This window comes from Rhodococcus sp. 2G (genome assembly GCF_001886355.1).
In the GTDB taxonomy this organism is placed as follows: domain Bacteria; phylum Actinomycetota; class Actinomycetes; order Mycobacteriales; family Mycobacteriaceae; genus Rhodococcus; species Rhodococcus pyridinivorans.
This window is the reverse complement of record NZ_CP018063.1, coordinates 162,099-186,891: the sequence shown is the minus strand read 5'-3', so window position 1 is coordinate 186,891 and position 24,793 is coordinate 162,099. Positions and strand designations below refer to the sequence as shown.

Annotated in this window: 19 protein-coding genes; 2 read left to right on the top strand and 17 right to left on the bottom strand. The window is 66.0% G+C overall.

All coding sequences use genetic code 11. The features are described 5' to 3' along the window. Nucleotides 1-61: 61 nt before the first annotated feature. The 15 genes from BO226_RS00930 to BO226_RS00855 form a co-directional block, all read right to left on the bottom strand. Nucleotides 62-1,621: a phosphopantetheine-binding protein gene (locus tag BO226_RS00930; protein ID WP_083543559.1), complete on the bottom strand. Its 1,560-nt coding sequence runs from the start codon at nt 1,619-1,621 to the stop codon at nt 62-64. Then, the gene (locus tag BO226_RS00925; RefSeq protein ID WP_071934428.1) at nt 1,618-3,069 is read right to left on the bottom strand and encodes a class I adenylate-forming enzyme family protein; all 1,452 of its coding nucleotides are present in this window, start codon (nt 3,067-3,069) and stop codon (nt 1,618-1,620) included. Before BO226_RS00925 ends, BO226_RS00930 begins: the two co-directional genes overlap by 4 nt. A 10-nt stretch (nt 3,070-3,079) precedes the next feature. Beyond that, nucleotides 3,080-4,567, bottom strand: coding sequence for an MFS transporter (locus BO226_RS00920; protein ID WP_064852097.1), 1,488 nt, complete (start codon nt 4,565-4,567; stop codon nt 3,080-3,082). Then, complete coding sequence (locus BO226_RS00915) at nt 4,564-5,829, bottom strand: MFS transporter (RefSeq protein WP_064852096.1); 1,266 nt, start codon at nt 5,827-5,829, stop codon at nt 4,564-4,566. The genes BO226_RS00920 and BO226_RS00915 overlap by 4 nt, the downstream gene beginning before the upstream one ends. Next, a complete protein-coding gene (locus BO226_RS00910) occupies nt 5,826-6,545 on the bottom strand; it encodes a thioesterase II family protein (RefSeq protein ID WP_083543557.1) in 720 nt (239 codons plus the stop codon). The genes BO226_RS00915 and BO226_RS00910 overlap by 4 nt, the downstream gene beginning before the upstream one ends. Next, the gene (locus BO226_RS00905; RefSeq protein ID WP_198040595.1) at nt 6,542-7,648 is read right to left on the bottom strand and encodes an alpha/beta fold hydrolase; all 1,107 of its coding nucleotides are present in this window, start codon (nt 7,646-7,648) and stop codon (nt 6,542-6,544) included. The genes BO226_RS00910 and BO226_RS00905 overlap by 4 nt, the downstream gene beginning before the upstream one ends. A 2-nt stretch (nt 7,649-7,650) precedes the next feature. After that, entirely contained in the window at nt 7,651-8,310 is a 660-nt protein-coding gene (locus tag BO226_RS00900; protein ID WP_198040594.1) for a 2-oxo acid dehydrogenase subunit E2, read from the bottom strand. A 104-nt stretch (nt 8,311-8,414) separates the two neighbouring features. Next, nucleotides 8,415-8,636: a phosphopantetheine-binding protein gene (locus BO226_RS27570; protein WP_064852729.1), complete on the bottom strand. Its 222-nt coding sequence runs from the start codon at nt 8,634-8,636 to the stop codon at nt 8,415-8,417. Further along, a complete protein-coding gene (locus BO226_RS00890) occupies nt 8,633-10,567 on the bottom strand; it encodes an HAD-IIIC family phosphatase (RefSeq protein WP_082937727.1) in 1,935 nt (644 codons plus the stop codon). Before BO226_RS00890 ends, BO226_RS27570 begins: the two co-directional genes overlap by 4 nt. Continuing rightward, a complete protein-coding gene (locus tag BO226_RS00885; protein WP_064852730.1) occupies nt 10,564-11,604 on the bottom strand; it encodes a 3-oxoacyl-ACP synthase III family protein in 1,041 nt (346 codons plus the stop codon). Before BO226_RS00885 ends, BO226_RS00890 begins: the two co-directional genes overlap by 4 nt. Next, entirely contained in the window at nt 11,601-14,597 is a 2,997-nt protein-coding gene (locus BO226_RS00880) for a type I polyketide synthase (protein WP_064852821.1), read from the bottom strand. The genes BO226_RS00885 and BO226_RS00880 overlap by 4 nt, the downstream gene beginning before the upstream one ends. Nucleotides 14,598-14,602: 5 nt before the next feature. Next, nucleotides 14,603-14,866, bottom strand: coding sequence for an acyl carrier protein (locus tag BO226_RS00875; protein ID WP_064852731.1), 264 nt, complete (start codon nt 14,864-14,866; stop codon nt 14,603-14,605). A 37-nt stretch (nt 14,867-14,903) separates the two neighbouring features. After that, nucleotides 14,904-16,529 carry an acyl-CoA dehydrogenase gene (locus BO226_RS00870; protein WP_197483266.1) on the bottom strand — a complete coding sequence of 542 codons (1,626 nt, stop codon included), beginning with the start codon at nt 16,527-16,529 and terminating at the stop codon, nt 14,904-14,906. Beyond that, nucleotides 16,526-18,298 carry an acyl-CoA dehydrogenase family protein gene (locus BO226_RS26530; protein WP_083543555.1) on the bottom strand — a complete coding sequence of 591 codons (1,773 nt, stop codon included), beginning with the start codon at nt 18,296-18,298 and terminating at the stop codon, nt 16,526-16,528. The genes BO226_RS00870 and BO226_RS26530 overlap by 4 nt, the downstream gene beginning before the upstream one ends. Continuing rightward, complete coding sequence (locus tag BO226_RS00855; protein WP_064852732.1) at nt 18,295-20,046, bottom strand: fatty acyl-AMP ligase; 1,752 nt, start codon at nt 20,044-20,046, stop codon at nt 18,295-18,297. Before BO226_RS00855 ends, BO226_RS26530 begins: the two co-directional genes overlap by 4 nt. Before the next feature lie 331 nt (nt 20,047-20,377). Between BO226_RS00855 and BO226_RS00850 the strand changes: the two genes are divergently transcribed. Then, entirely contained in the window at nt 20,378-20,932 is a 555-nt protein-coding gene (locus BO226_RS00850; RefSeq protein ID WP_083543554.1) for an SRPBCC domain-containing protein, read from the top strand. A 64-nt stretch (nt 20,933-20,996) separates the two neighbouring features. On the opposite strand, the gene BO226_RS00845 is transcribed toward BO226_RS00850, so the two are convergent. Together BO226_RS00845 and BO226_RS00840 are read right to left on the bottom strand one after the other, a co-directional pair. Then, nucleotides 20,997-21,995, bottom strand: coding sequence for a ketoacyl-ACP synthase III family protein (locus BO226_RS00845; protein ID WP_064852734.1), 999 nt, complete (start codon nt 21,993-21,995; stop codon nt 20,997-20,999). After that, complete coding sequence (locus BO226_RS00840; RefSeq protein ID WP_230809775.1) at nt 21,992-23,308, bottom strand: cytochrome P450; 1,317 nt, start codon at nt 23,306-23,308, stop codon at nt 21,992-21,994. Before BO226_RS00840 ends, BO226_RS00845 begins: the two co-directional genes overlap by 4 nt. Before the next feature lie 199 nt (nt 23,309-23,507). On the opposite strand from BO226_RS00840, the gene BO226_RS00835 reads away from it, so the two are divergent. Then, complete coding sequence (locus tag BO226_RS00835; protein WP_064852735.1) at nt 23,508-24,785, top strand: FAD-dependent monooxygenase; 1,278 nt, start codon at nt 23,508-23,510, stop codon at nt 24,783-24,785. Nucleotides 24,786-24,793: the final 8 nt, after the last annotated feature.

The window sequence follows — 24,793 nt, the reverse complement described above, 5'->3', positions numbered from 1 at the left end:
AACAGGGTTCCGAACCGTACCGAATTCTACACCAGGACTTCATCTTCAGGAAATCAAAGGGTCAAACCGATGTGTGCCACTCACCGCTTTCGATGCGCGACCCGGCCTGTGACCGGATCACCTCCCACAGCCCCAACGGGGTATCGCACCGACCGTCGAACAACGCCTCGTCGGGTACCGTCACCGCGTAATGCGCCTCGACCGTTCCGAGGAGATGGACCAGCGCGAGCGAATCGATGCCGAGCGCCTGCAGCGTCTCGTGCGGCGTGATCTCGGCTGCCGCGTCGAGCCTCGGCAGTACCGAACGGAGCATCGTCTCGTAGTGTTCGTCCCAATTCCGCACCTTCTCCTGGTCCGACTTGTTCTCCTGCACGAAAGACACTTCCTCCCTGGCGAATACAACACGTGATGCAGCAACGACCCGCTGGCCACGGGTGACGACCTCGACCGGCGCCGGGCGCGAGAGAAAACCCATGAGACTGGCGGACAGGCCGTACGCCCCCACATTGGGGACGGAGATGATCCGACCCGGTGCGATGTCGCCGAATTCGATATGACGATTCAGGACGTCGGCCGGGGTACACAACGGACCGACGACAGCACCGGCCGCCGGGGCTCCATCGGAGGCCGAAGGGCCGAGCGCCGCGCTCGCACGCATCGGCAGCACACGTCCGATTCCGGACAAACCGCCCACGTGGTGGATACCGGTGTCCGTCACCACGAAATCCTTGTCACGGCTACGTTTCACGTCGAGCACACGCGCCACGAGCGTACCGCTGTCACACGTGAGATACCGACCGGACTCGAAGACCACCGTCGGATTGCCCTCACGCCATCCGGGTAGGCGACGGTCGAGTTCGAACTCGACGGACTCCCGCAGGGAGGGATACAGCGGGCGGGAGCCCTCCACTCCGTACGGGGCGGCGAAGCCACCGCCGAGATCCAGGACTTCGAGCGGGATCTCCCACCTCTCCGACAGTTCCACCGCGTACCGGATGCTGTTGACGATTTCCTCGATCAGGGCGTCCTCGTCGGTGGCGTTGCTCATCGGATAGAAATGGAAACCGTGAACGCGTGCGCCCGCGATCACGAGGTCCATGGGGAGCACCTCCACACTGTCGAGGTCGATCCCGAACTGCGAGGGGGTTCCCGTCATCCGCATCGCACCCTGCCCCGGGGCCGACGGTGCGTTCACGCGCAGAAGGCAGTCGGCCACGGAACTTCTCCGTTCCGCGGCAGAGGCGACACGACGCAAGTCGCGCACGGATTCGCAGGAGAAATTACGTACGCCGGCATCGAGCGCGGTACCGATCTCGCCTTCCGTCTTACCCGGGCCCGTATACAGCGCTTCTGCAGGATCGAAACCCGCCGCGAGCGCCGCCGCGAGTTCGCCGACGGAGCTGATCTCCGCCCGGCAACCGGCCGCTCTCAGTATCGCTCCGACATCGCTGTTGGGATTCGCCTTGAGCGAGAAGTAGATCTCGCTTCCGCCGGGAAGAGCCGCACGCAGGTCGGCTACCGCCTGCTCGATCGACTCTGCACGGAAGATGTACACCGGCGTCCCGAACTCGGCCGCGATGCCTTCGTACAGGTCGCCGGTACTCGTCGAGTGGTTTGTCACTGGTTCTCCTCGAATTCGCGGATCACACGCCGTGTGTCGATCTTTCCGTTGGCAGTCAGAGGCATTCGGTCGACAACGACACACAGTCCCGGAACTTTCTGGGGCTCGAGCCTTCGGTGCAGGTCGTCGACAACGTCACTCGCGGATACGCTTCCGGTCACCACGACCGCCAGTTCACGATCGCCGCGCGGTGGGATCACGACGACCTCGCGTATCCCGGGAACCCGCTCCACTGCAGCGGCGATCTCGGTGACGCTGGCACGCACACCCTTCGTCTTGAAAATGTCGTCACGCCGCCCTCGGAAGTACAGGTAACCGTCGTCGTCGACATATCCGTAGTCACCGGTGCGAAGGAATGCGGTGCCGTCCGGCCACCGTCCGAACCTCTCCGTTGTCATCTCGGGCTGCTCCCAGTACCCGTCCATCACGTTCGGTCCGGACACGACGATCTGTCCGACCGAACCGGGTTCGACGGGCCTGCCGTTCTCGTCCAGGATCGTCACCGCGGTACCGGGCAGGGGGCGACCGACGCTTCCGGGACGGATCCGGTCGAGATCCGGTTCGGCCACGGTCACCCGCTTGCACTCGGTGATGCCGTACATGGCCACGATCGCGGCGCACGGCAACACCTCCCGTAACTCGGCGATACGGGACTCCGACAGGTCGGCTCCGGTACTGGTGACCATGCGAACCGAGCATGCGGGACCGGACCGTCGTAGCAATGCGTACAACATGTGGGCGACCGGCGGTACGACGGGCAGAACCGTGACGTCGATGCGTCGGATCACGGCGAGCATCTCGGTGGCGCGCGCAGCATCGGCGAGCACGACCTGCGCGCCTACCGAGAATGCGAGCAAGAGCTGGTACAGCCCGTAGTCGAACGACAGCGGCGACAGCAGGGCGATCGTGTCGTCGGCACGATAGTTCAGCCGCTGTTGTATCGCGTGCACGCCGAACTCCATCGCGGACGCCGGGCACCGCACTCCTTTGGGCGCAGCCGTACTTCCGGAGGTGTACATCAATGCGGCGAGTGCCGACGGCTCGTGCGCCACGAGGTGCGGTGGATCGAGTGGGTCCGACGGATCGGTGAGGGCGCCGTCCACCACCAGTACCGGTCGGCAGTCCTCGACGATTCCTTCCAACTGGGTGTCGGTCAGTTGTGGGTGGAGCGGCACATAGGTCGCTCCCAGCCCCCACACTGCGAACGCAACGGCGACGGCATCGGGGGTGGCGGACATGCGCACAACGACCCGTTCTCCAGGGCCGACCCCGAGACGCGCCAGTTGGGCCGCGACCTCGACCGTGCGGTCCCACAGCCGGTCGTAGGAGAACATTGTGCCGTCCACCGTGCGAAGAGCGACAGCGTCGGGTGTTTCGGTACGGGCAACGGCGAGTAGTGCGAACGGGCCGCGGAAAGCGACCGCGGCGGTTGCACTCAGGTCTGTCATGGCAGTCCTCTCATGTCGTACTCGGGTTGATGGTGCGACGGGGCGGAAGAAGGCGGAATGCGACCACGGCTCCGATCCCGACGACGAGCGCTGCTGCGGAGAACGCCCATTGTGTGGCCGTCCGGAACTCCGCAACGGCCTCGGCGAGAGCGACCGCATCGCCTGCCGCGCGAGCGTCGACGATGACGAGACCCGCCGCAGCAGCGTCCCCCGAACCGGTCCCGGCGAATCGGTACGCCAGGGCGAGGGCTCCCCCGACCACGGCCACCCCGGCGGAGAATCCGATCTCCTGCATCGTGTCGTTCACCGCGGCGGCGTCCCCCACTCGAGAAGGTGGTGCACTCGCCACCATCGACTCGGTCACCAGAGGCAGAGCGACACCCACACCCGTTCCTGCGACGGTCACCGCCGCGATCGTGACGCCCACGGGTGCGGCGGGTAGGAGCGCGATCGACAGCGCCGCCGACGCAACGACGAGCAACCCGCCGACCGCGCCTGCACGGACCCCCCAGGCGCTCGCCAGCGGTCCGGACAGGATCGTTCCGACGATCATGGCGATGGTGACCGGTGTGACCGCCAGGCCGGCTGCGAAGGGCGAGAACCCGAAGGCGTACTGCAACAGCTGCGTGAGCACGAACAGCGAGCCTGCAACGGCGAAGAACATCAGCATGTTCGCCACCGATGCACCGAGGAAGCTTCTCGTCTCCCATCCGGCCGGCGCCGACCCCCCATGAGGACGTCGTCGCCGCCGCCACGCGAGGGTCACCCAGGCGGAGGCCGACACCACGACACACACCAGCGCGATGACGGGAAGATCGGACAGGACCGTGAGGGCGACGAGAAGCGGTGCTGTGCCGAGTATCCGGAGGAACGTGGTGAATACTGCGAATCCGTCCGTGCGTTGTGGCGCGAGAGGCGGAACACCGACCGTCACCGTCACCGCCACCGCGGCGGCACTGCAGGTGACGGCGACAAAGATCGACACCCATCCGAAGGTATCCACCAGTGCACCGCCGAGAACCGGCCCTCCCGCGGCGCCGGCCACCGACACCGCCGTCCAGACCGCGATGGCCCGCGATCGACGCTCCGGTGGCGACGTCTCGACCGCGACCGCGAGAGTTGCAGGCATGACGAACGCCGCGCCCGCCCCGATGAGGGTGCGACCGGCGATCACCCCGATCTCGGTGGGGACGGCCCAGGCCGCACAGGCGCCGAGTGACGCCACCCACAGCCCCGTCACGAGGGCCCGGCGCGCACCCCACCGTCCGCACACATATCCTGCCGGGAGCAGCAATGCTGCGAACGTCACGGAGTAGGAGACCACGACGAGCCGCATCGCGGCATCGGACAGGGTCAATTCCGCAGCCATCGCGGGCAGGGCGACATTCACGGCCGTGTTGTTGAAGATGACGACGGTGACCGCGAGTGATACCAGTACGAGCACGGAGGTGTTCGCCCGGGGGCGCCCGGGAAGATGAACGTCTGCCGAAGCGGTCACCGCATTGCCTCTTCTCCGTGACGGCGATCGGTGCGGCCCACGCAGAACATCGCCACCCCGCCCACGACGATGGTGAGACCCGCGAACCGGAAAAGAGATCCGTAGGAACCCGTCGATTCCAGCAGACGGACCGCGGCCAACGGCGCCACGAGCTGGGGTAGCACCACGGCCATGTTGAAAATGCCGAGATCCCTTCCGTGACGCCGAGGGGAGCGCAAACGTGCTGTGATGACCCCGAATCCGGCGCCGAGGCAGATTCCGAGGCCGGTACCGAAGCCGATGGCCGCAACGAACGTCCATGACAACGAAGTCGTGGCGTCGAAGGCGAACAACGCGACTCCGGCGCACAGTGCCCCCGCCAAAGACACCGCCCGACCGTCACCGAGCCGTGCCGCGACTCGTCCGGACATCACCGAACACAACGCCGAGGTCACCACGAATCCGAGGGTGAGTACGAGCACTGCACGGTCCGGGCGGTCCGCCCCGAGGTGGTCGGTCACGAAGTAGAGGAGGAACTGCGTCACGCAACCGAGTCCGAACATCACGCACAATCGCCCCACCCAGGCGAGGACGAGATCGACCCGGACTCCGCTCGCATCCTCTCCGGCCTCGTCCGGATCCGGCCCGGACCCCGTGTACTCCGCATGCTCCGCTGAGACGGAACCCGCGTTCCCGAAAAACGGGCCCACTGTGAGCACGGTGGCCGCTGCGACGAGGAGGTAGCCGGTGGAGGCGTCGGGCGCGGCCGTTGCGATGACCGATCCGATCAATGCCCCGCCCATCTGCGCAGCGGAGAGCACGCCCGCCATCCGAGATCGGCGCGAAGGGTGGGTCCTGTCGGCGAACGTCGCTTCGATACTGCACTGCAGGGCGCCCAGCCCCACCTGTGCACAGGCCCAGGCGAGCACGAGGGCGGCGGGGTCCCGAACCATCGAACACCAGATCAGGGCACCCACCGAAACACCGGTACCGATGATCGCGAACGGTCTTCTCCCCCATCGGTATCGGAACCTGTCCGACACGACACCCCAAGCCGGGTACGCACACAGGAGAACGAGACTTCCCACCGCCGTGACCGTTCCGAACAACCGCGCCTTCGAGTCCGGAGCGATCTCTGCGGCCGTCAGCGCCAGGAGCACCTGCGTCGGCGCGAAGAATGCGAGCCAGAAGCCGACGGCAGCCACGACGAGTGCACGTTGCCCCCGCGGGTCATGCCGGATGTCGTCGCGGGTGCCGGACGGGAATCGTTCGACAGTGCTCACAGCACACCCACCCGGGTACGGTCGACGACCGCGGCTACCAACGCGGTCACTTCCGAACGATTCTCCGTCACGAGGAAATGGCCGGCGCCGTCGAGGATCGAGAGGGAGAAGTCCCGACCGGCGTGGAGGCGCCAGGTCGCCAGTCGCTCCGGGGGCGCGAGCCGGTCACGGCTTCCCCCGATCACGTGGAGCGACACCGGCAGCGGCGCCAGCTCGGCATCACCGACCACTCGCGCGCTACGACACAACCGCAGATCGTCCTTGACCGGGCGCATGAGCGGCCCGAGCCATTCGGGCCTCTCGAGCAGTATCGGCGGGATACCACCGAGTTCGGTGAGCGAACGCGCGATCTCGAGATCGGTCATCTCGTCGAGTGGGAGACCCGCGGGCTGCAGATGCGGCGGATTCGACGCCACCACGATCATCGCGAGCGGCAACCGGGCGTTGCGGCGCATTCGCCGCAACGCCAACTCGTAAGCGATCGTCCCACCCATGCTGTGCCCGAAGAGGACATGCTCGGTGGCGAGTAGCTCACCGAGCTCGTCGTCGAGTTGCTCGACCAGCGAGTCCATGGACGTCGGCGACGGTTCGTTCCGCCGTCCGTCCCGCCCGGGCAGGCACACCGCATGGATACGGAGGTCGTGCTCGGATCCCCAGTCCCGGTATGCGGCAGCGCTTCCTCCGGCGTGATGGAAACACACCACCGTCGGGGTCATGCCGGCACCCTCCTGCCCAGATCGACGGGCGATACGAGCGAAACCCGTTCACCTGCCATCAGCACTGCAGACAACGTCCGGGCAGACAGGGAGCCGGGACGGATCATCTCGAGCAGCGCGGACAACGAGCGCATCCTCACCGCGTCGGCGTGATGGGGCGATCCGTGCACATCGTCGAAATCGACGACCGCTGCCCGAGCGAGATGGGCGATCAGCACATTCGCGTCCGCTGTCGGCACGATCTCGTCCCGCAGACTTCGGATGTAGTGGACCGGAATCATCAAACGGCCGAGGTGCTGCCGATCGAGCGCAAGTTCCGGCAACAGCGACGGGAGGTCCTGTGCGCCGGTGACCGACTCGAGCGTACGACGGGTGATCGCCGGCATCGCCTTCTGCACCCAGGGATCGACGAAGGTGTACTGCGTGGGAGATCCGACCGCAACAACCCCTCGGATTCTCGGGTCGGCCGCCGCCGCACGAAGCATCACCGTGCCCCCGAAACTCATGGCCAGGCCGTAGACACCGGACAGTCGCATGCGGGTCGCCGCGGCATCGACGACAGCCGAAACGTAGCCTTCGGAGTCCGGTCCGTAGAGCGCGCTCCGGTGTGCGCCCACCCCCGGCAGATCGATCACGACGGCTGCGATGCCGAGTTTCCGGAAATGAGGAAGCAATCGCCCCCACTGCTCTTTGGGACTGACGATGCCCCCGAGTACGACCACCAGAGGGGCCGGTCCGTCGGTGTCCACGGAGCCGAACCATGCGGTCGTCCGGGAGCCGTTGTACTCCACCGCGAGGTTCTCCGCGACCCCGGACGAACGTGCCCATTTCCCGAACTCGAATACTGCACGGGCCGATGCGTTCTCCTGCATTTCCGTCGCTGCGAACGGAAATCGTGCCAGATTGTCGCGAGCGATCGCATCCAGCGCACGTCCCCGCTCACGATACTTCGAGGCCTCGGCCGTCCACCGTGATGCCCAGCCGTGTTCGTCGTCCTCGAGCGTTCGGATCGTACCGAGGACCCTGCGACATTCCGCCGCATCGATACCCTGCGCGCGACCGTGGAGCAGGACGTGCGTTTTCACTTCGTCGAGGTAATTCATCATCACACTTCCGATCGGGTGTGGGAGGCGGGTACCGTGCACCGCTCCAAATGCCGAACGAGGTCTCCCAGAATGTCGGCCGCGAGCGCGCCGTCGATGACCCTGTGATCGAAGGTCATCGACAGTGGAAGAACGCTCCGAATCTCGATGCTGTCGTCCTGCACGGTGGGACGCCGATGCGCATGCCCCACCCCCACGGTCACTGTCGTGCCACCATCAGAGAAGAACGTACCGACGCGACGGTGTGCCAGCGACGTCACCGCAATCGTGCCCAGGAAACGATGTCGCACAGGCGCAATCATCATCGACGCGAACACACTGCGGCCGACGGACCTCGGTAGGGCCGACAGGAGGCGTGTACGCCCACGGCCGTTCTGCATCCGACTGCGCGTGTGCTGCATCCATTCGTGGATCTCGCTCGGCGTCCGCCGATCGGCTCGCATCAGCACGTCGGACTGCACTGTCCGCACACCGTCGACCTCCACGTCGAATGCGACCTTCACCGAGACGTCGCGAGGGCGCGACAGCATGGGGAACGGCAGCCGGTGGAATGTGCAGTTGGCGTCCGGATGCTGCGCCACGGTCTCGGCGATCGCTCGTATCACGTGCGCGGTCGCCGAAGCGGCAGGACGGCGACCGGACCGGTCGAGCAGTCCGCTCACGTCGGCTTCTGTTCCGAGGTGAACGAGAGGCCGCCCTGCCATGGCGGTCGAGAAGTACTCGGTGTGCCTGCGCGGTTTCGGAAAAGGCAGGAGATCCACGCTGTTCATGCGCCCACGAGGTTTCGCAGCTGCCCCAGTGATGCGCATTCGAGCGCGTCCGCCACGTTCAACGAACGACCGGTGCGCGCCTCGACAGCAGTCGCAACCGTGAGCAGATACATCGAGTCCCAGGCAGGAAGGGCGTCGAACGGCAGATCGAGATGATCCGTGCCGACGTGCATTCCGGTTTGTGCGCATACGAGTTCGACGAATTCTTCGGCGTTCATGACGGACTGTCCTCTCGCGTCAGACGGACGTAGGGGGAAGGGGGGACGGAGTCGCCGGCCGTCAGCACGAAGTGCTGCCGGCCCTCGGCATCGGCATCGGCCGAGCAAAACCCGTTCTCGGAGTACAACGTCGCCACGATGCCGTTCTTCGGGGAGGGTCGATACCATCCGACAACGCTGTGCGCGCCCTCCGACCATGCCGCGTCCACCACGGATCCGAGAATCGCCGTTTCGACACCTCGGGCGAGCACCCGGCACGACAATGCGAAGTTGCGGATGTGCAGCTCCGCTCCGTCGCGCTCGAGGAACAGGCATCCGACCATCCCGTGATCACCGAATCGGTCCGAACACCACACCGCAGCAACAGATGTCGACGGACCGTTCATCCATACCGTCACCGCAGCCTCGTCCATCCGCACCGTGGTCAGGTTGAACTGGTTGGTCCGCTGCGTGATCTGGGAAACCCGCGGGATCTCCGTGATGCGCGGCGCCCTGACGACCACGGCGGTGTCGAGCGCAGCGAGGTAGTCCTCGACGCTCCCGGCTGTGGCGCGTAGTTCGTGCCTGCCGATTTCGCGGCGGTACCGGACCGGACGCGCACGGTCTTCCTCGGTCACGTGCGCCGTGGTGAACCAACCGTCGCGGAGTATCCGCGGCACGTGCAGGGCCGGTTCGTCCGCGTCCACCCGAATCACCTCGACCTCCGGTCGGGCGGTACGCATCGACCCGCACTCGGACGCGGAGTCGTCGACGAACACGAACGAATCCGTGCCGATGTTGAGCCGTCCGGCCAATTCACCGAGGTTGAGAGGCTTCGGATCCCAGTTCGCGATTATCGCAACGAAGTCGTCCTCCGTCAGACCCATGGCGTCGTTCGTGGCGAACACTTCGCGGACCGCCGCGTCGTCGTTCTTGCTCAGCGCCGCAACGAGGACGCCCTGGGCAGCCAACTGTCGCACCACGTCGTGGACGGCGTTGAAGGCCGCTCCGCGAGGCCCGTCGCGCAGCACGATGCCGTGTGGTCCCGCCTCGGCGAGAATGCCACCCCAGAGAGTGCCGTCGAGGTCGAGGGCGAGGCACTTTCGCGTCATGCCCCGGGTGCTCCGTACGATGTGCCCGACCTGCCGGGCGACCTCCGCAAGGAACGCGTCACCGAGTTCGACCCGGGCATAGGCTGCCATGCGCTCGTCGGACAACGGACCAGTGACACACAGGATCGACTCCGAATCGACGACGTGCAGTCGAGACCTGTCGAGAGCGAGTTCCGCGAGTGCGGTGTTGAAGCGACGCCATGCCGCGGCCGCACGTCCCCGCGACTCGAGATCGACCAGCATCGCGAGGATTCGTGGTGGGAGCGGCACCGTGTTGACGACCAGAGTCCGGGCGTCGCCGTGCGTGTCGACAGCGACCACCAGGTCCGCATATGCGTCGTCGAGGGCCTCGAGGAGATCGTCGACCGTCCACGGTGCCCGGAGCCGATCGGTGACGATCGACGCGTCCAACAGGCACAGAGTCAGGTGCGGGCCGTGCTCGAAGACCGTTGCGGAGGGATCGCGCAGTTCGAGGCTCCAGCGGCCGAATCCTCCCACCCTCACCGCGGGAACCAGGCCATGGCGGAGCATTTCTGCCGTCAAGGCTCCCGTCACGCCGCGGACCGTCGTACTGCCGAGCACTGCGACACCGACGACGCGGTGCGCCGAGCCTGCGTCGACGGATCGGCCCTCGAACGACGACAACAACCGAGATGCGGCCGGACGGTCGGTCTCAGGAAGAGCCGCGAGGACGGACTGCAGTTCGACGACCTCACTCTCGAGCCGTCCGTCGCGCTTCAGTTCGACAATGCGCTCGAGGCCCGATACATCCGGCGAGGATGGTCGGATGTCGCCGTTCACGTTCTCGTCGGCGATCGGTGTCGACACCAGGTCGGTCACGGATTGACTCCTTCCACTGCGAAGCCACCCTTGATCCAGCGACTCGATTCGATCGCGACCGCAATTGCGCGCTGCCCGGGTTCGATGCACCGGGCGAGACGGTCGAGCTGAAGGAAGGAGAGGGCGTTGCCGCTGTTGCCCGTCTCGGCCACGCAGCTGATCTCTGTTGCACGATCGGCACCCAGCGCAGCCCGGATACGAGGGGACATCTTCCCCGAGAGTTGCGGGGGCAGAACGTAGTCGACCTCTTCGACCTTCCACCTCGCGAGGCGCAGCAGATCGGTGAACATCTCGCCGGCCATGTGCGGCACATACAGTTCGATTGCCTTGTAGTCCTCGGTGACGGCCTGCCGGTCCGTACCTGTCTCGGTGCGAATCCACCGAGACAGGTCCGCATCGCCGAACCACTCGATGACCTGACCGGGCAGACGGTTCCGTCCCTCGAATCGGGAGACGACCCGCCCCAGTCGCATGAGCGCGCCGTCCGGGTCGGCCGAGATGACCACGGCGCCGGCCCCGTCGCCGAAGAGCATGTAGTTGACCAGTTTCGAAGGCGGCATGGCTCCGGCCCCACGATCGAGGACCATGTGCTTGGCACACACATCGGCCCCGATGACGAGACCTGTTCGATGATCGTCGTCGAGCAACCGGCGCCCCACGTCCAACGCCTGGACTGCGCCGGCGCAACCGGATTGCACCTGGTATGCGGGGATGAGGTCGAGACCGAGCCGATCGGCGACCCCGGTGGCGGCGGTCGGCATGAGCGTGTCGGGCGTGGCCGTCGCAAGAACGATGAAGTCCAGATCCACCCGGTCGATCCCGGCCGCACCGATCGCAGCCTCCGCTGCCTCGGTACCGAGGTCGACGACACCGTGGGTCTGCTCACCGGAGTCGAGATCGACACCGAAGTAGCGGGTCCGTGTACCCACGAAATGGTCGACCCACTGCGCATTGATCCCGAAGGTCTCGTGGAGGAGAGTGTTGTCGACGGGATCGTTCGGGAGCGCCGTGCCGGTTCCGAGTATGAACGTATTCATCGTTTCCCTTCCGACCGGCGAACCGCGAACTCGATGAGGGTGTCGACGGTGACCAGACTTTCGACGAACTCGGTGATCTCGGGCGGTTCGTCGAATCGCACACGCTCCGCCAGCCGATCGGCGAGCTGCATCGCGAGGATCGAGTCGAATCCGAGATCCTCGCGCAGTCGCGCGCCCTCCTCGATCACGCTCGTCGCGTATCCGCTGATCTCCCCGATGGTTTCGCGCACGATCAGCGCAATGTCGCGGGTGTCGATCGATACGACACCGACCGGTTCCGGAGAGTCGTCACGAGAGATCCCGGTGGCGGACGGTGGGACTACCTGTTCCACCGAAGTGTCCCGAGCGGAACGATCGTCCTCGGACACCTCCGGTCCGCGGGACTGCGGCAACCGGCCCCCGGGGTAGAGCGGCAGAACGTGCTGGTCGTGGTCGAACTCGTAGACGGGCATGCGCACCGGCACCACATCTTCGGGCCGGTACAGGCCGTCCCATCGAACATCTGCGCCGTCCTCGTAGAGACGTGCAACCGAGTAAGCGAATTCGATGCCGGTCGATCGTTCTCCGTCCAGCGGTGCCAGTCGGGTGATTCTCGCACCGCCTTGTTCGGCGGCAAGCGATGTCAGCACGGCCCGTGGCCCGATCTCGAGCAGATGGGTGGGCTCTGTCGCAAGCAGTTCCGCGAGCGCGGTCCGGAATTGCACCGGCGCGGAGATCTGCTCGCTCCAGTACACGAGGTCGAGTGCCTCCGCGATCTTCGCACCCCGCAACGTCGAGAAGAACGGAATCCCCGGAACCCCTCGGCCGATCCTTCCTTCCATGGAGCGAGCGAACGCAGCCCCTGCCCCCGCCACGAGAGGCGAGTGGAACGCATGGGTGACCGCGAGCCGCCTCGGCGACCTGCCGTCCAGTGCGCGTTCGGCCTCTTCGATCGCGGCCCCCGTCCCGGCCAGCACGACCCGAGCGGGACCGTTGTCTGCGGCGATCACGACGTCGGTGCGCGAACCGATCCACTCCCGGGCGGCATCGACCGACATCTCGACGCTCGACATCGCCCCGGTTTCGGGCAGGTCACGCATCGCGCGTCCGCGGGCCAGGACCAATTCCGCTGCGGCCTCCGGGGGGAGGGCGCCGGTGATCGTCGCGGCGGCGATCTCTCCGATGCTGTGCCCGAGCACAGCGGCGGGCCGGATCCCGAGATCCGAGTACGCCCCGGTCAGGGCATACTGCAGAACGAACATCGCCGGCTGGCTCGACGCGGAATCCGTCTCGACGACACGAACGGTCTCCTCCGTGGGCGGACCGAGGAGAAGTTGCTCGACGGTCGCTGCAACGTCGTCGGGGAACAAGGTCAGTGCTCGGTCCACATGCGTGCGGACGGCGGGAATCGACGATGCGAGGCGCCGGGCGACCCCTGCGGTGAGCGACCCCTGGCCGGTGAACAGGAAGGCGACGCGGGGACGCACCCGATTCGGTGGAAGGCCGGACGCCACATGGTCTCTGAGCCGGGTCCGAAGCTGCGCGACCGCCGTCCGCCGATCCGGAGCAGCCACCGCGAGCCGCACGCGGCGATCCGACTTGACGAGATTCGTGCCTCGGGAAACACGCGCGAAGTCGCTGTCCGACACCCCGTCGAGGTACTCCGCGACACGCGCGATATTCACGGACAGCGCGGCGGGGGTGGCGGCGGAGACGGTGACCACCCCTATCGACGACCCACTCGGTCGTAGTCGCGGGGTGGGCACCCCCCGCAACAGCATGTGCACATCGGTGCCGCCCATGCCGAAGCTGCTCACACCGGCGATCGCACGTGCAGGCAGCCGGGTGGGGCCGGTGGCAAGCGAGAGGCCTTTGTCGGCAAGCCCCAACTTCGGATTCTCGTCGACGGCGAACAGGGACGGGGGCAGAATCCGATGCTCGAGGGCGAGACACGCCTTGATGGCGCCGGCGATGCCGGCGGCGCCTTCGAGGTGCCCCACGTTGCCTTTGACCGAACCCATGAGGCAGGGGGCCGCTCTGCCGGAGAACACTTCGCCCAAGGCATTGGCCTCGATCATGTCACCGAGCGTCGTTCCGGTACCGTGCGCTTCCAGGAAGTCCACGTCGCCTGCACAAACGTCTCCGGCGTCGAGTGCACGACGGAGAACATCGACCTGCGCCCACTTGCTGGGGGCCGTCAGACCGTTGCTGCGACCGTCGTGGCCGACCCGGCCTCCGAGTACTTCCGCATACACCGTCCCGGAGGCCTCGACCTGGTCGTCGAGGACACGGAGCACGACGACACCCACTCCCTCCCCGCGCCCGATCCCGTTCGCGCCGGCCGAGAACGGTTTCGATCGCCCGTCCGGTGCCGACAATCCGGTAGAGCTGTAGAAGGCGGGGAGTGCGGGCGACAGCATGACGTTGACCCCGGCCACCAACGCGACGTCGCAGTCGCCCGCCCGGATCGCCTGCGCGGCCAGGTAGAAGGCCACGAGCGAGGACGAGCACGCGGTATCGACGGACATGCTGGGCCCGCGCAGATCCAGGTGGTAGGACACCCGGTTCGCGATCATGCACTGCCCGCTTCCCGCGCCGAGATGCGGTGACATCGCGGCGGGATCCGCGACGTTCAGGGCCGTCCAATCACTGGACATCACACCGGCATACACGCCGGTGGAGGTTCCGGCGAGACTCGCCGGAGCGATCCCGGCATCCTCGCACGCGCGCCACGCTGCTTCGAGAACGAGTCGCTGCTGCACATCCATTCCCGAAGCTTCGGTGGGGTTGATTCCGAAGAACGAGCAATCGAATCCGGCCGGATCGTCGATGTAACCCGCAGGCGGCACGCTGCCGGGTGCGTCCGGCACCAGCCAGCGCGTGGAGGGGATCTCGGAGATACCGTGTTCGCCTCGGACGAGCAACTCCCAGAACTGTTCCCGCCCGGAAGCCCCGGGGAATACACAGTCGATGCCGACCACACCGACCCGACGATGCCTCGAATGTGTGTCCATCGCGGTCACGATGCCGACGTCCGTGTGGTCTGTGTCTCGAGGAATCGGGCCATCGCGGCGATCGTCGGGTGGTCCCATGCCAGCGTCGGCTCGACCTCGATCTCGAAGGTGTCCTCGATCTCGCCGCAGAGGGTCAGCGCGTAGACGGAATCCAATCCGTACTCGGCCAGGGGTCGGTCGATGTCGATCGAATCGATGTGTCGGTCGAGGAATCCGGCCACCCGCGAGGAGAGCCAGTCGGCGATCTCGACGTGTCCGATGTTGTCCATTGTGTCCTCCGCTGATCGGTGGAGTCGGCTTCAGGTGTTACGGAAGGCGGCGAGCGACCGGCCTGGCGGCCAGGTCGAAAGCCCGGCCGTGTTCGGCACGTCCGAGGAGTTCGGTGAGCACGGTCCCGTCGTCCGGGGCCGGTATGCGCTGTCTGTACAGCCTGGCCACGAGGCGACGTTTCGCACGACGCGCCCACGCGTCCTTCCCGTCGGATGCGAGCGTCACCGCGCCCGCGGCGACGAGCAGCGCGTAGCGCTCGGTCAGGCGCAGAGCGGAAGGGGTGGTGGCGACTCCTGTCGCGGCAGGTCCCAGGGCCCGGGCGCCGTGAGAAAGCTCACCGAGCGCATGTGCGAGAGCTCGATCGATGTCGTCGACCGGATCGAGTCGTGCCCGCAAGCCGAGCAGCATCGGATCCGCCGATCGCCCGACGAGGGCCAACTCGTCGAACCTCACAGGGGGTAGGACATCTGCCGTGTCGGAATCAGGCAGATCCGCACCGTCCAATCTGGTGATCCGTGCCAGTTGTGAGAGGATCGTGAGCTGACAGCTGACGCCTCCGGCGTGTCCGATCGCCAGTGCGGGGATGTCACGGAAGTGCTTGCCGAACATCGCGTACGGTCCGCGGCGCAGATAGAAGCGTGCGCCGAGGAGCACCGACAGCGATCGCATGGTGTCCTCGAGCATGCGCGGGACGAGATACTTCGTCGCTGCGCACAGCGCTCCCGCCCCGGCAGGCGAAGTATGGAGGGCACGTGCCGTTTCGCGAACCATCGCCTCGGCGACGAGCAGATCGACGAAGGCGTCGCCCAGGACGGCGCGGGCATGTGGAAGTTCCACGAGCCGTCGGCCGTAGAGACACCGTTCCCGGGCGAACTTCAGTACGAGGAACAACGCTTCGTCGACGGGTCCCAGTGCAGCGCCCGCTGCGATGCATCGGCTCACCTGGAAGGAACGCAGTGCAATCTCGACCGCCGCCCCACGCGCACCGATGCGGTCGGTATCGAGGAGCGAGACTCCGCCGAAATCGACACCCCCGAGCCGGCAGCCCCTCAAGCCCAGCGTGCGGTAGCGCGTGGTCCGGTCGATCACCGGATCGTCCAGCGGCACGAGGAAGAGCGAGTGTGCACGCGGCCCCTCGACCCGATCGGTCCGAGCGAACACCACAGCGCTGTGTGCGCGCTCGATGTTGTTGATCAACTGCTTTCCACCTCGTAGGCGGAGGATGTCCTCGTCCTGGACGGCGGCGCATTCGTTGGACGTGAAGTCGTTGCCGTGATCGAGTTCGTGATATGCGACCGAAATCTTGTTCCCGGCGAGTACCGAATCAGCGATTTCTCTCTTCTGCCGCCCATCTCCGGCTGCGTAGACGTTGAGCGCCGCCATGAAGGTGGTGATTCCGTAGCCCAGTCCGAGAGCTGCGTCGCGCGCGAACACCGGCCGGAGCGTGTCGACGAGGGCCGGGACCGATTCGAACCTGCCACCCAGGTCCGCCGGAACGAAGTGTGCATCGAAACCGGCTCCGAGAAGAGCATTTTCGGCATCAACGAGTATCTCGTCCCGCTCGTCCGCTTCGACGATGCGGTGGGCACCGAGCGGATTGTCGATGTCGTAGGGATCGCCGAACAGCGATTCGATGTCGCTCGTGGGGTGGGCAATCGTCATGATGCCTCCGCATCCGTCGAGTTCGTGTTCACCCCGTGCCCCGACCCGCCGGGAAGCAGTGTGATCTTGTGTCCGAAGGCCGTCGCGTCCGCGAACACCATGACCGCCTCGTCGGTGAGGTGATCCGGCCTGTCCGTCGGCATGCCGAGTGCGTCCGCCACCGCATGCAGCGCGAGTCGCAACCACAACGCGTTCTGCCACAGCGGGTTGCCGTCCCCTGCCCGGGTATCGCAACCGTGCACCCATACCGCGACCGCTGCAGCGCCGGCGATGCACGCGGCAAGGCGTTCGGCCGCATCGAACGCCTCGACCGAGGTCTCCACCGAGGCGCGTGGCTGCGAATGCACCTGTGCGGTCAATCGGTCCAGCTCGGCGGCGAGTCCGGTGACACCGGTGCGCACTTCGTCGGCGACAGGGCCACTCAGCCCGCGGCCGGCAGAGCCGTCCGTTGCCACCCGGCGCAGGAATCGCAGCACCGACAGCCCGCGTTTCGGCAACAGGGACAGACGTTCCGGACGGAACTCGGGTAGCTCGGCGTTCGGATCGGCCGCGACCCGGAGGGCGTCGTCCTCGCCGGCACCGGCCTCACCTCTCCGCCCCAGCAGAACGGGGAACTGACTCACGAGAGTCGTGAGGTTGACGATGGTGTTGCCGTCGAACAACGAGACGATGCGGTGGTCACGTTCGATCTTCGAGAACGTCCCGTGGTCGGTGGAACCGACGACGAGCGATCGCGCCCCCACCAGACGGCGGACGGAAACCATCGAATTTTCGACGAGCGTCGGCACGAGGTACTTCGCGGCCGCGGCGATCGCGGAGTGCTCCTGCGGCAGCGCGTGGACACTGCGCGCAGCGAAGGTGGTGAAGGCCTCGGCCAGCACGTGGGCTGCCACTGCATCGGCGACGACCGCGCGGGCTGCGGGCAGCTCGAGGAGCGCACGTCCGTAGAGTTCCCTGCCCAGTACGAAACCACCCGCGATCGCCAGCGCATGGTCGGACGCCCCGAGTGAAAGATAGCAGCACATGGTGCGGGTGAGCTGCATGGCCGAGAGCACGATCTCGAGGCCGCGCCCCACACCGCCGACGATCGCGTCGGCGGGGACGGATGCCTGGTCGAAGCGGATCCCGCTGATGTCCGCGCCACGAATACCGTGAGTGAGTTCCTTCGGGAGGGTCTGCCAGCTGTCCGGGGTCAGCTCCGCCTTCTCGACCAGCACCAGGCTGTACGCTCTCGGCCCGGCATCGGACGACGTGCGTGCCAGGACGCAGAGTGCGGCGCCTCGCGTCGCATTGTTGATCAGCCATTTCTCCCCGGTGAGCCGGAAGCGGGTGACGGCGTCGACGTCCGTCGCTTCCGCGACGACCTCTCCGGCGAGGAGATCGCTGCCGTGGCCTCGCTCGGTCAGCGCCCAGGAGACCGCACCGCCCGCGCCCACGATCTCGGCCAGACGGGCCCGTTGGGCGGGAGAACCGGCGATCCACACACAGACCGCGCCGAGATAGGTCTTGCCGTGTGCCACCGCGAGGGTCACGTCGAACGACGCGACTTCGCGCATCAACCTGCCGGTGCGCTCGTAGTCGACGAGCTCACCGCCGTCGGCGACCGGAATGTAGTGGCGCTGCAGGCCGATCGCGTCGAACGCTGCGATGGTCCGCTCGGGGAAGGCATCCCGCGCGTCGAGAGTCTCGCATGCTGCCGGAGACAGTCCGTCGAGCACGGCGCGCAGCGCGACCTCGACGGGAACATCGTTCGACGATCGTGGACTCATGCGTTCACGCGCCCGAGTACCGATCCGATCGCGATCTCGTCGAATGCTCCGTCGAGGAATCGCGTCCGCATCTCTGCGCGGCGGATCTTGCCGCTCGTGGTGCGCGACACAGTTTTCCGTGGCGTCAGGATTATCGCGGCCACGGCGGCTCCGTGGTCGAGTCGAATCCGCTCGCGTATGCAGGACCGGACGTCGGCCCAGTTCGCGTCGCCGCCACCGTCTGCGACTTCCTGCACGACGACGATGCGACCGTCGTTCTCCCCCGTGCCGAACGCGGCTGCCAGTCCCCCGGCCAGGGCCGGGTGCGCTTCCCGCGACGAATGCTCGATGTCCTGGGGGTAGAGGTTGCGCCCGTTGACGATGATGACGTCCTTCGCGCGGCCCGTGACGTACAGCCGTCCGTCCACGAAGGCACCGAGATCACCTGTGCAGAGATAACCTCCCAGACCGTCCACGGTCCGCTCGAAGGTCTCGGCGGTGGCGGCAGCGTTGTTCCAGTATCCGGCAGCGACGCTTGCTCCTCTCACACGGATCTCCCCGATCCGGCCGTCGACCATTCGCGCCTCGGTCCGTGGATCGACGATCGCGACGTCGAGACCCTCCGCGCGGCCACAGCTCACGAGGCTTCTGAGACCATCTGCGACCGCTGGTACCACGCGGTTCTCCGCCAACGCATCCTCGTCCACCTCGAGGACATGGAACGGCTCCGGGTCGTCGGAGGTCACCATGAGCGTGCTCTCCGCCAACCCGTAACAGGGACACAGTGCTTCGACCGCGAGCCCGGCACCGGCGAAACGGTCCGCGAACGCGCGAAGCGTCTGGGCTCGGATCGGTTCCGACCCGTTGAGGACCGTCCGGATCTTGCTCAGATCGAGGTCGCGGATCTGCTCCTCGGTCACCCGCCGCACACACATGTCGAAAGCGAAATTCGGTGCGACCGTGCCGGCCGCACGGAAATCGCTGAGCATCTTCAACCACAGATGGGGACGCTTCAGGAAGGTCGCGGGTGACATGTGCACGCCGCGGTGACCGCCGAACAGCGGGTACAGGATCTGCCCGATCAGACCCATGTCGTGGAAGTGAGGCAGCCAGCCGGCCACCGTCGAGCTGTCGGGCAGACGGCTGGCCCGGTCGATCACGGCAAGGTTGTGGGCCAGGTTGCGACGGGTGACCATCACACCTTTGGGGTCGCTCGTGGAACCGGAGGTGTACTGGAGGAAGGCGATGGCGTCCGGGGAATGGAAGGGCTGGGCATGGGACGGGGATCCCAACGTTTCGTCGGGCACGGCGGTCTCGATCACTCCCACCGACGGGCAGTTGTCGGACATCGACTCGCCGAGCCATCCTTCGACCACAGGAGCGAGATCCGTAGTGGTGATGATCTCGGAGACTCCAGCGTCCGTCACGATGCGGGCGAGCCGGCTCATCCCCTTCTCGTCAGTAGGGAGCGGTGCCGGAACCGCGATCATTCCCGCGTAGAGACATCCGAGGAAGGCGTTGAGGAAGCCGAGCCCGGGGGCCGTCAGGATCAGCACACGATCGCGCGGGTCGTGTCGGGCGAGCAGGTCCGATCCGGTCGCCGACGCCGTGCGATGCAGTTGCGACCAGGTCCGCGTCTGTTCCTCGATCACATGTCCGCGATCGTCGACGTACTCCACGGCGATCGCGTCGGGACGCGTGGTCGCGAAGTACTCCAGCCGCGCGACGAGATCCGGTGTCGTCGGTGCGGCCGCGTGAGTGTCGGGCATATCTCTCCCACCAATCCGGTCATCGATCGAGACGGGGCGCAGCGCTGGCGAAGACCCTGTTCGCGCAACCCCTACGGAACCGAAACTGTACTTCTCGCAGCTTTTTTCGAACTTCGCTGCCGCTAAAGAACCGCCATATGACGGGGCGCACAGTCGGTGCGGCGAATGCACGGGTCACCGTTGCCGTAATGCAGCGTTCTGTCCATGTCGCCGTAACCGACTGCATGTAGCCTCGACGACTCCTGCCCTCGGTGATCGCACCGCGCAGGCGGCCGGATCCGGCGGCCCGACAATCACGGGCAGGTACCTCGGAACAGAAAGGGCACGACATATGACGGCCGGTTCCCTCATGACCACCCGACGGGGGCGCGTACTCAAATGGGTCGGGATAACACTCGCAGTAGTCTTCGTTCCGCTCGCGGTCTACGCGGCATGGGCGTCCACCAAGGAATACACGCTCGTCGCACGCACCGAGATCGACGGTACGGCCGACGAGGTGTGGGCCGTGCTCACCGACCGTGAGTCGTATCCGTCGTGGAATCCGTTCATCGTGTCCTCGGTGGGCGAGCTCGCAGTCGACGGCACGATCACCAACGTCCTCGTCGGAGCCGGCGGCGGAGAATCCACCTTCACGCCGAAGCTCCTCACCGTCGATCCAGGCGAAGAGCTGCGATGGAAGGGAACCGTGGGCGTTCCGGGAATCTTCGACGGCGAGCACTACTTCAGGATCGAGGACACCGGCAACGGCCGCGTCGTGCTCGAGCACGGTGAGATCTTCTCGGGGATCGCGGTACCGCCGATGATGGGTTACCTGCGCGACGACACCTATCCTCAGTTCGTTCTCATGAACGAGGCTCTGGCCGAGCAGGTTTCACTACGGCGCTAGAAGTCGGCGGCACACAGGTGCGGCCCGGACGGAATGTCCGGGCCGCAACCGTTCGTTCCTCTTCTCAACCTCGGAATTCGAGGACCGCAGATGTGCACGTGAAGCCTGCACCGCCCCCGACGAGCAGGATCCGGTCCCCCGGCTCGAGACCGCCCTCGGCGCACATGCGCTCGAGGCCCACGAATTGGTCTCCGGCCCCCAGATGCCCCATCTGCCTGGCGAACCGCCAGTTCGTACGATTGATGTCGACAGGTATGAGAGCCTGAAGTTGCCAGTCCAGCTTGGTTTTCCCCACCGCAGGGACGATCACCCGAGTCATATCGCCGATCTCCGATTCGGCGTCCGCCAGGGCCCGGCCGACGGAAGTCGTCACCGCGTCGACGAGTCTGCCTGCCGCCGCACGCATCCCACCCGTCGAGATGAAGTAGTCGAAGCGCGCACCGATGTCGATCGTCGTCGTGCTCGGACACGTCGCGAACTGCGGTCCGCGCACCACCTTCTCGAGATCGTTGGCTGCTTCCGTGTGCGTCGAGACGAGTTCGAACTTCCCACCGGTCGACGACAGCACCACAGCACCTGCACCGTCCCCGTAGACGACACCGGATTCGGTTCGCCACCGGTCGACGGGGCCACCATCGAAGCGGTCGGCCGTCGTGAGCAGGATGTGGCCGTTCACAGAGGGCAACAGAGCGGCGGCGAGTTCGAGCCCACTCAGTCCGACATTGCACTGCTGTTGCAGGTCGAAGGCACGTGCACCCGGACGGGCGGCGTGCGCTGCCACGTAGGAGGCCGCGGGCCACATGTCGACACCCTGGAACCAGATACCGCTGTGGAAGACGATGTCGATGTCGTTCGAATCGATCCCGGCATCGGTGACAGCCTTCCCGGCGGCCTCGACTGCCATCTGCGGCGGGACCAGCTCGCGCTCGATGCTCGCACCCTCGAAACCGTCGGCCTCACGCGATTCCTCGCTGTAGAGCCCCTGGTCGACCGCAGAGGAGGTCGTCACGGAGCTCGGCACGTACGCTCCGACACCGGCGACGAACGTGTTGTTCCATTTCATGGGGCTTCTCCTGAAGTCGAACGGGTGGATTCCGATAGCGGTCGGGAGGGCACTGCTCGGGCAGCATCGGCATCCCAGGTCACCGGAAGAGACGACACGCCGTTGACGAGCAGCCCTTCCGGTCGGGGCACGTCGGCCGCGGGGATCGCGAGCGCCAGTCCGGGAAGACGACGCAGGATCTCGTTGAAGGACACCCGAAGCTCGGCGCGGGCAAGCGCCGCGCCGATGCAGAAGTGCGGACCGTGGCTGAAGGACAGATGCGGGACGTCCTTTCTTTCCAGATCGAGGTGTTCCGCTCCGGGATATCGATTCTCATCGCGGTTCGCTGCGATGAGGCTCGGCAGAACAGCACTTCCCGCAGGGATCCTCACGCCCGAGAGTTCCACATCCTCCGCCGCGATCCGGAGCAACCCTTCCGTTCCCGGACCGAACAAGCGGAGGAGTTCCTCGACCGCGGTGTCGACGATTTCGGGTCGGGAACGGAGCAGTTCCGCAGCGGCAGGATCCAACATGAGCGCGAACACACCGTTGGCGATCATGTTGACGGTGGTCTCGTGTCCGGCGACCAGGAGACTGACCCCGAGGAAGGTCAGTTCAAGTTCCGAGATCGCACCTTTCGCGTCGTTCTGCACGACCAGGTCGCTGAGGATGTCGTCCTGCGGGTTTGCACGCTTGCTCGCGATGAGCTCGGTGAGGTAGACGAACAACGCCCCCTGCGCTTGTTGAACTTGCTCTGCGGTGTATTCGGCGGTTGTGGTGGCGAGGAATGCGCGCGACCATGCTCCGAACTGTTCCCGATCGCTCATCGGCACACCGAGCAGTTCGCAGATTACCTGGACGGGCAGTCGACTTGCGAACATCTCGACGAGATCCGCGGTCGGACCGGCTTCGATCATCTCGTCGAGGTACTGCTCGACGAGACCGGTGACGTGCGGCTCGAGTACGGCGACGCGGCGGGAGGTGAACGTCCCCGAAATCATCTTGCGTACCCGGTTGTGGTCGGGAGGGTCCATATTGAGGAGGGTCGGGAAGTTCTGCGGGGCCGGCCCGAGGCGAGGCGCTCCTTCGGCCAGGGTGGCGGCACGTGAGAAGCGGGGATCGGACAGAACCGTCCTCACGTCGTCGTATCGCGTGACGAGGTAGGCGCGATCACCCGACGGCATCTGCACCCGTCCGACCGCCTCATGTTCCTGGATCTCGCGGTATTCACGCGCGACACCCATCGCCGACGGGCGATCGAACGGATAGCTGTACGGACATCGCCCCGTATGCTCGCTCGTGTCGCCGGTCGATTCTGCTGCTGTCGAAGTCACTGGTTCCCTTTCCTGCATGCTGCGGCGATCGGAACTCGACGGTAAAGAGAGACAGTCTGTGGGACAACCGGATTCAGCAATACTTTAGGAATTCCCACAGCGGTTCGAAACGGTCGCTTCAGACGCGTGCCCCCCAGGAGTTTCGGGCGTATTCCTAGGCTTCTCACCGAACGTGTCGATCACACCGAAAGAGCAGCCGATGACGGAAATCTCCGAACGCCCCGAGCAGTACGACGTGGTCGTCGCCGGTGCAGGTCCGGCCGGAATGATGACAGGATTGTGCCTGGCGCTCCAAGGCGTCGCGGTTGCGGTTCTCGAGACAGCTCCCTCTGCCGCCCGCACGTTCCGTGGTGAGTCGATCTCCCCCGACTCGGTGACCGCGCTCCGGCGCCTCGGGGTACTCGATCAGCTGCCGGCCGATCGCACGATGCCGGTGTCGGGCATACGAATTGTCGATGCCGGCCAGGAGGTACTCACCGTCCGCTTCTCCGAACTCGCAGACGCTGAGGAGAGCCCTCTGGAGATCCCGCAGGATTCGCTACTCGACGCCATCGACGCTGCCGCTGCACGGTTTCCGTCATTTCGGCTGATTCGAGGCGCATCGGTTCAGGAGCTGATTCGTCGCGGACCACGCATCGTGGGGGTGCGCTACCGGATCGGAGAGGACGAGAACACGATCACCGCACGGGTGGTGGTCGCCGCGGACGGACGGTACGGCAAGCTGGGTGCTGCGGCCGGCCTCGTATCCCGTAAGCAGCCGATGCGCCGGGATTTCTTGTGGTTCAAGGTGGACCCACCTGCGGGATGGGATCTGACCCGCTACCAGGTCCACCTCGCCGACGACGCCCACGTGATGTGCATACCGACAGTTCCGGGGATCCTCCGGCTCGGCGTGAACATCCCTCCCGGAGGCCTGAGCAGGATCCGCAAGGCCGGTCTGCCGTCCTTGTACAGCAGCGTCGCCCGGATAGTCCCGGACCTCGGCGAGGCAACAGAACACTCCGTCCGAACGTGGCGTGATACGTCGATGCTCGAGATCTTCAGCAGCCGATGCCCCCGATGGAGCATCCCCGGCCTGGTCCTCGTCGGCGACGCGGCGCACACCCTCACACCGGTCCTGGCCCAGGGGGTCAATCACGCGATTCTCGATGCGGTCGTTCTGGGGGATCAGCTCGGGCCGGCACTCCGCGCCGAGGAGTCCGACATCTTCGTCGACGAGCGGTGCAGAATCTTCCAGGAACTGCGCGAACCCCACGTGGATCAGGCACGAGCACTGCAGTTCCGGCAGGAGAGTGCGTTCGCGCAGTCCGGCGCATTACCCACACTTGCCCGGCGTTCGCTGTACCGCACGATCGACCGGCTACCCGTCACGAAGAATGCCATCTGGGGTCGCTTGTACTACAGCCTGGCCGGCGGCCGAAATCCCGCCGCAGAGGCCTTGGACCGCCTGGTCGCGCGGATACCGCAAACGGTGTGACGCCGCAC

What these genes read in the sequence shown, in the direction of transcription:
- BO226_RS00925 (WP_071934428.1), bottom strand. Translation starts at nt 3,069, where the DNA reads ATGACAGACCTGAGTGCAACCGCCGCGGTCGCTTTCCGCGGCCCGTTC.
- BO226_RS00910 (WP_083543557.1), bottom strand. Translation starts at nt 6,545, where the DNA reads ATGACCCCGACGGTGGTGTGTTTCCATCACGCCGGAGGAAGCGCTGCC.
- BO226_RS00905 (WP_198040595.1), bottom strand. Translation starts at nt 7,648, where the DNA reads ATGAATTACCTCGACGAAGTGAAAACGCACGTCCTGCTCCACGGTCGC.
- BO226_RS27570 (WP_064852729.1), bottom strand. Translation starts at nt 8,636, where the DNA reads ATGAACGCCGAAGAATTCGTCGAACTCGTATGCGCACAAACCGGAATG.
- BO226_RS00885 (WP_064852730.1), bottom strand. Translation starts at nt 11,604, where the DNA reads ATGAATACGTTCATACTCGGAACCGGCACGGCGCTCCCGAACGATCCC.
- BO226_RS00880 (WP_064852821.1), bottom strand. Translation starts at nt 14,597, where the DNA reads ATGGACACACATTCGAGGCATCGTCGGGTCGGTGTGGTCGGCATCGAC.
- BO226_RS00875 (WP_064852731.1), bottom strand. Translation starts at nt 14,866, where the DNA reads ATGGACAACATCGGACACGTCGAGATCGCCGACTGGCTCTCCTCGCGG.
- BO226_RS00870 (WP_197483266.1), bottom strand. Translation starts at nt 16,529, where the DNA reads ATGACGATTGCCCACCCCACGAGCGACATCGAATCGCTGTTCGGCGAT.
- BO226_RS26530 (WP_083543555.1), bottom strand. Translation starts at nt 18,298, where the DNA reads ATGAGTCCACGATCGTCGAACGATGTTCCCGTCGAGGTCGCGCTGCGC.
- BO226_RS00855 (WP_064852732.1), bottom strand. Translation starts at nt 20,046, where the DNA reads ATGCCCGACACTCACGCGGCCGCACCGACGACACCGGATCTCGTCGCG.
- BO226_RS00850 (WP_083543554.1), top strand. Translation starts at nt 20,378, where the DNA reads ATGACGGCCGGTTCCCTCATGACCACCCGACGGGGGCGCGTACTCAAA.
- BO226_RS00845 (WP_064852734.1), bottom strand. Translation starts at nt 21,995, where the DNA reads ATGAAATGGAACAACACGTTCGTCGCCGGTGTCGGAGCGTACGTGCCG.
- BO226_RS00835 (WP_064852735.1), top strand. Translation starts at nt 23,508, where the DNA reads ATGACGGAAATCTCCGAACGCCCCGAGCAGTACGACGTGGTCGTCGCC.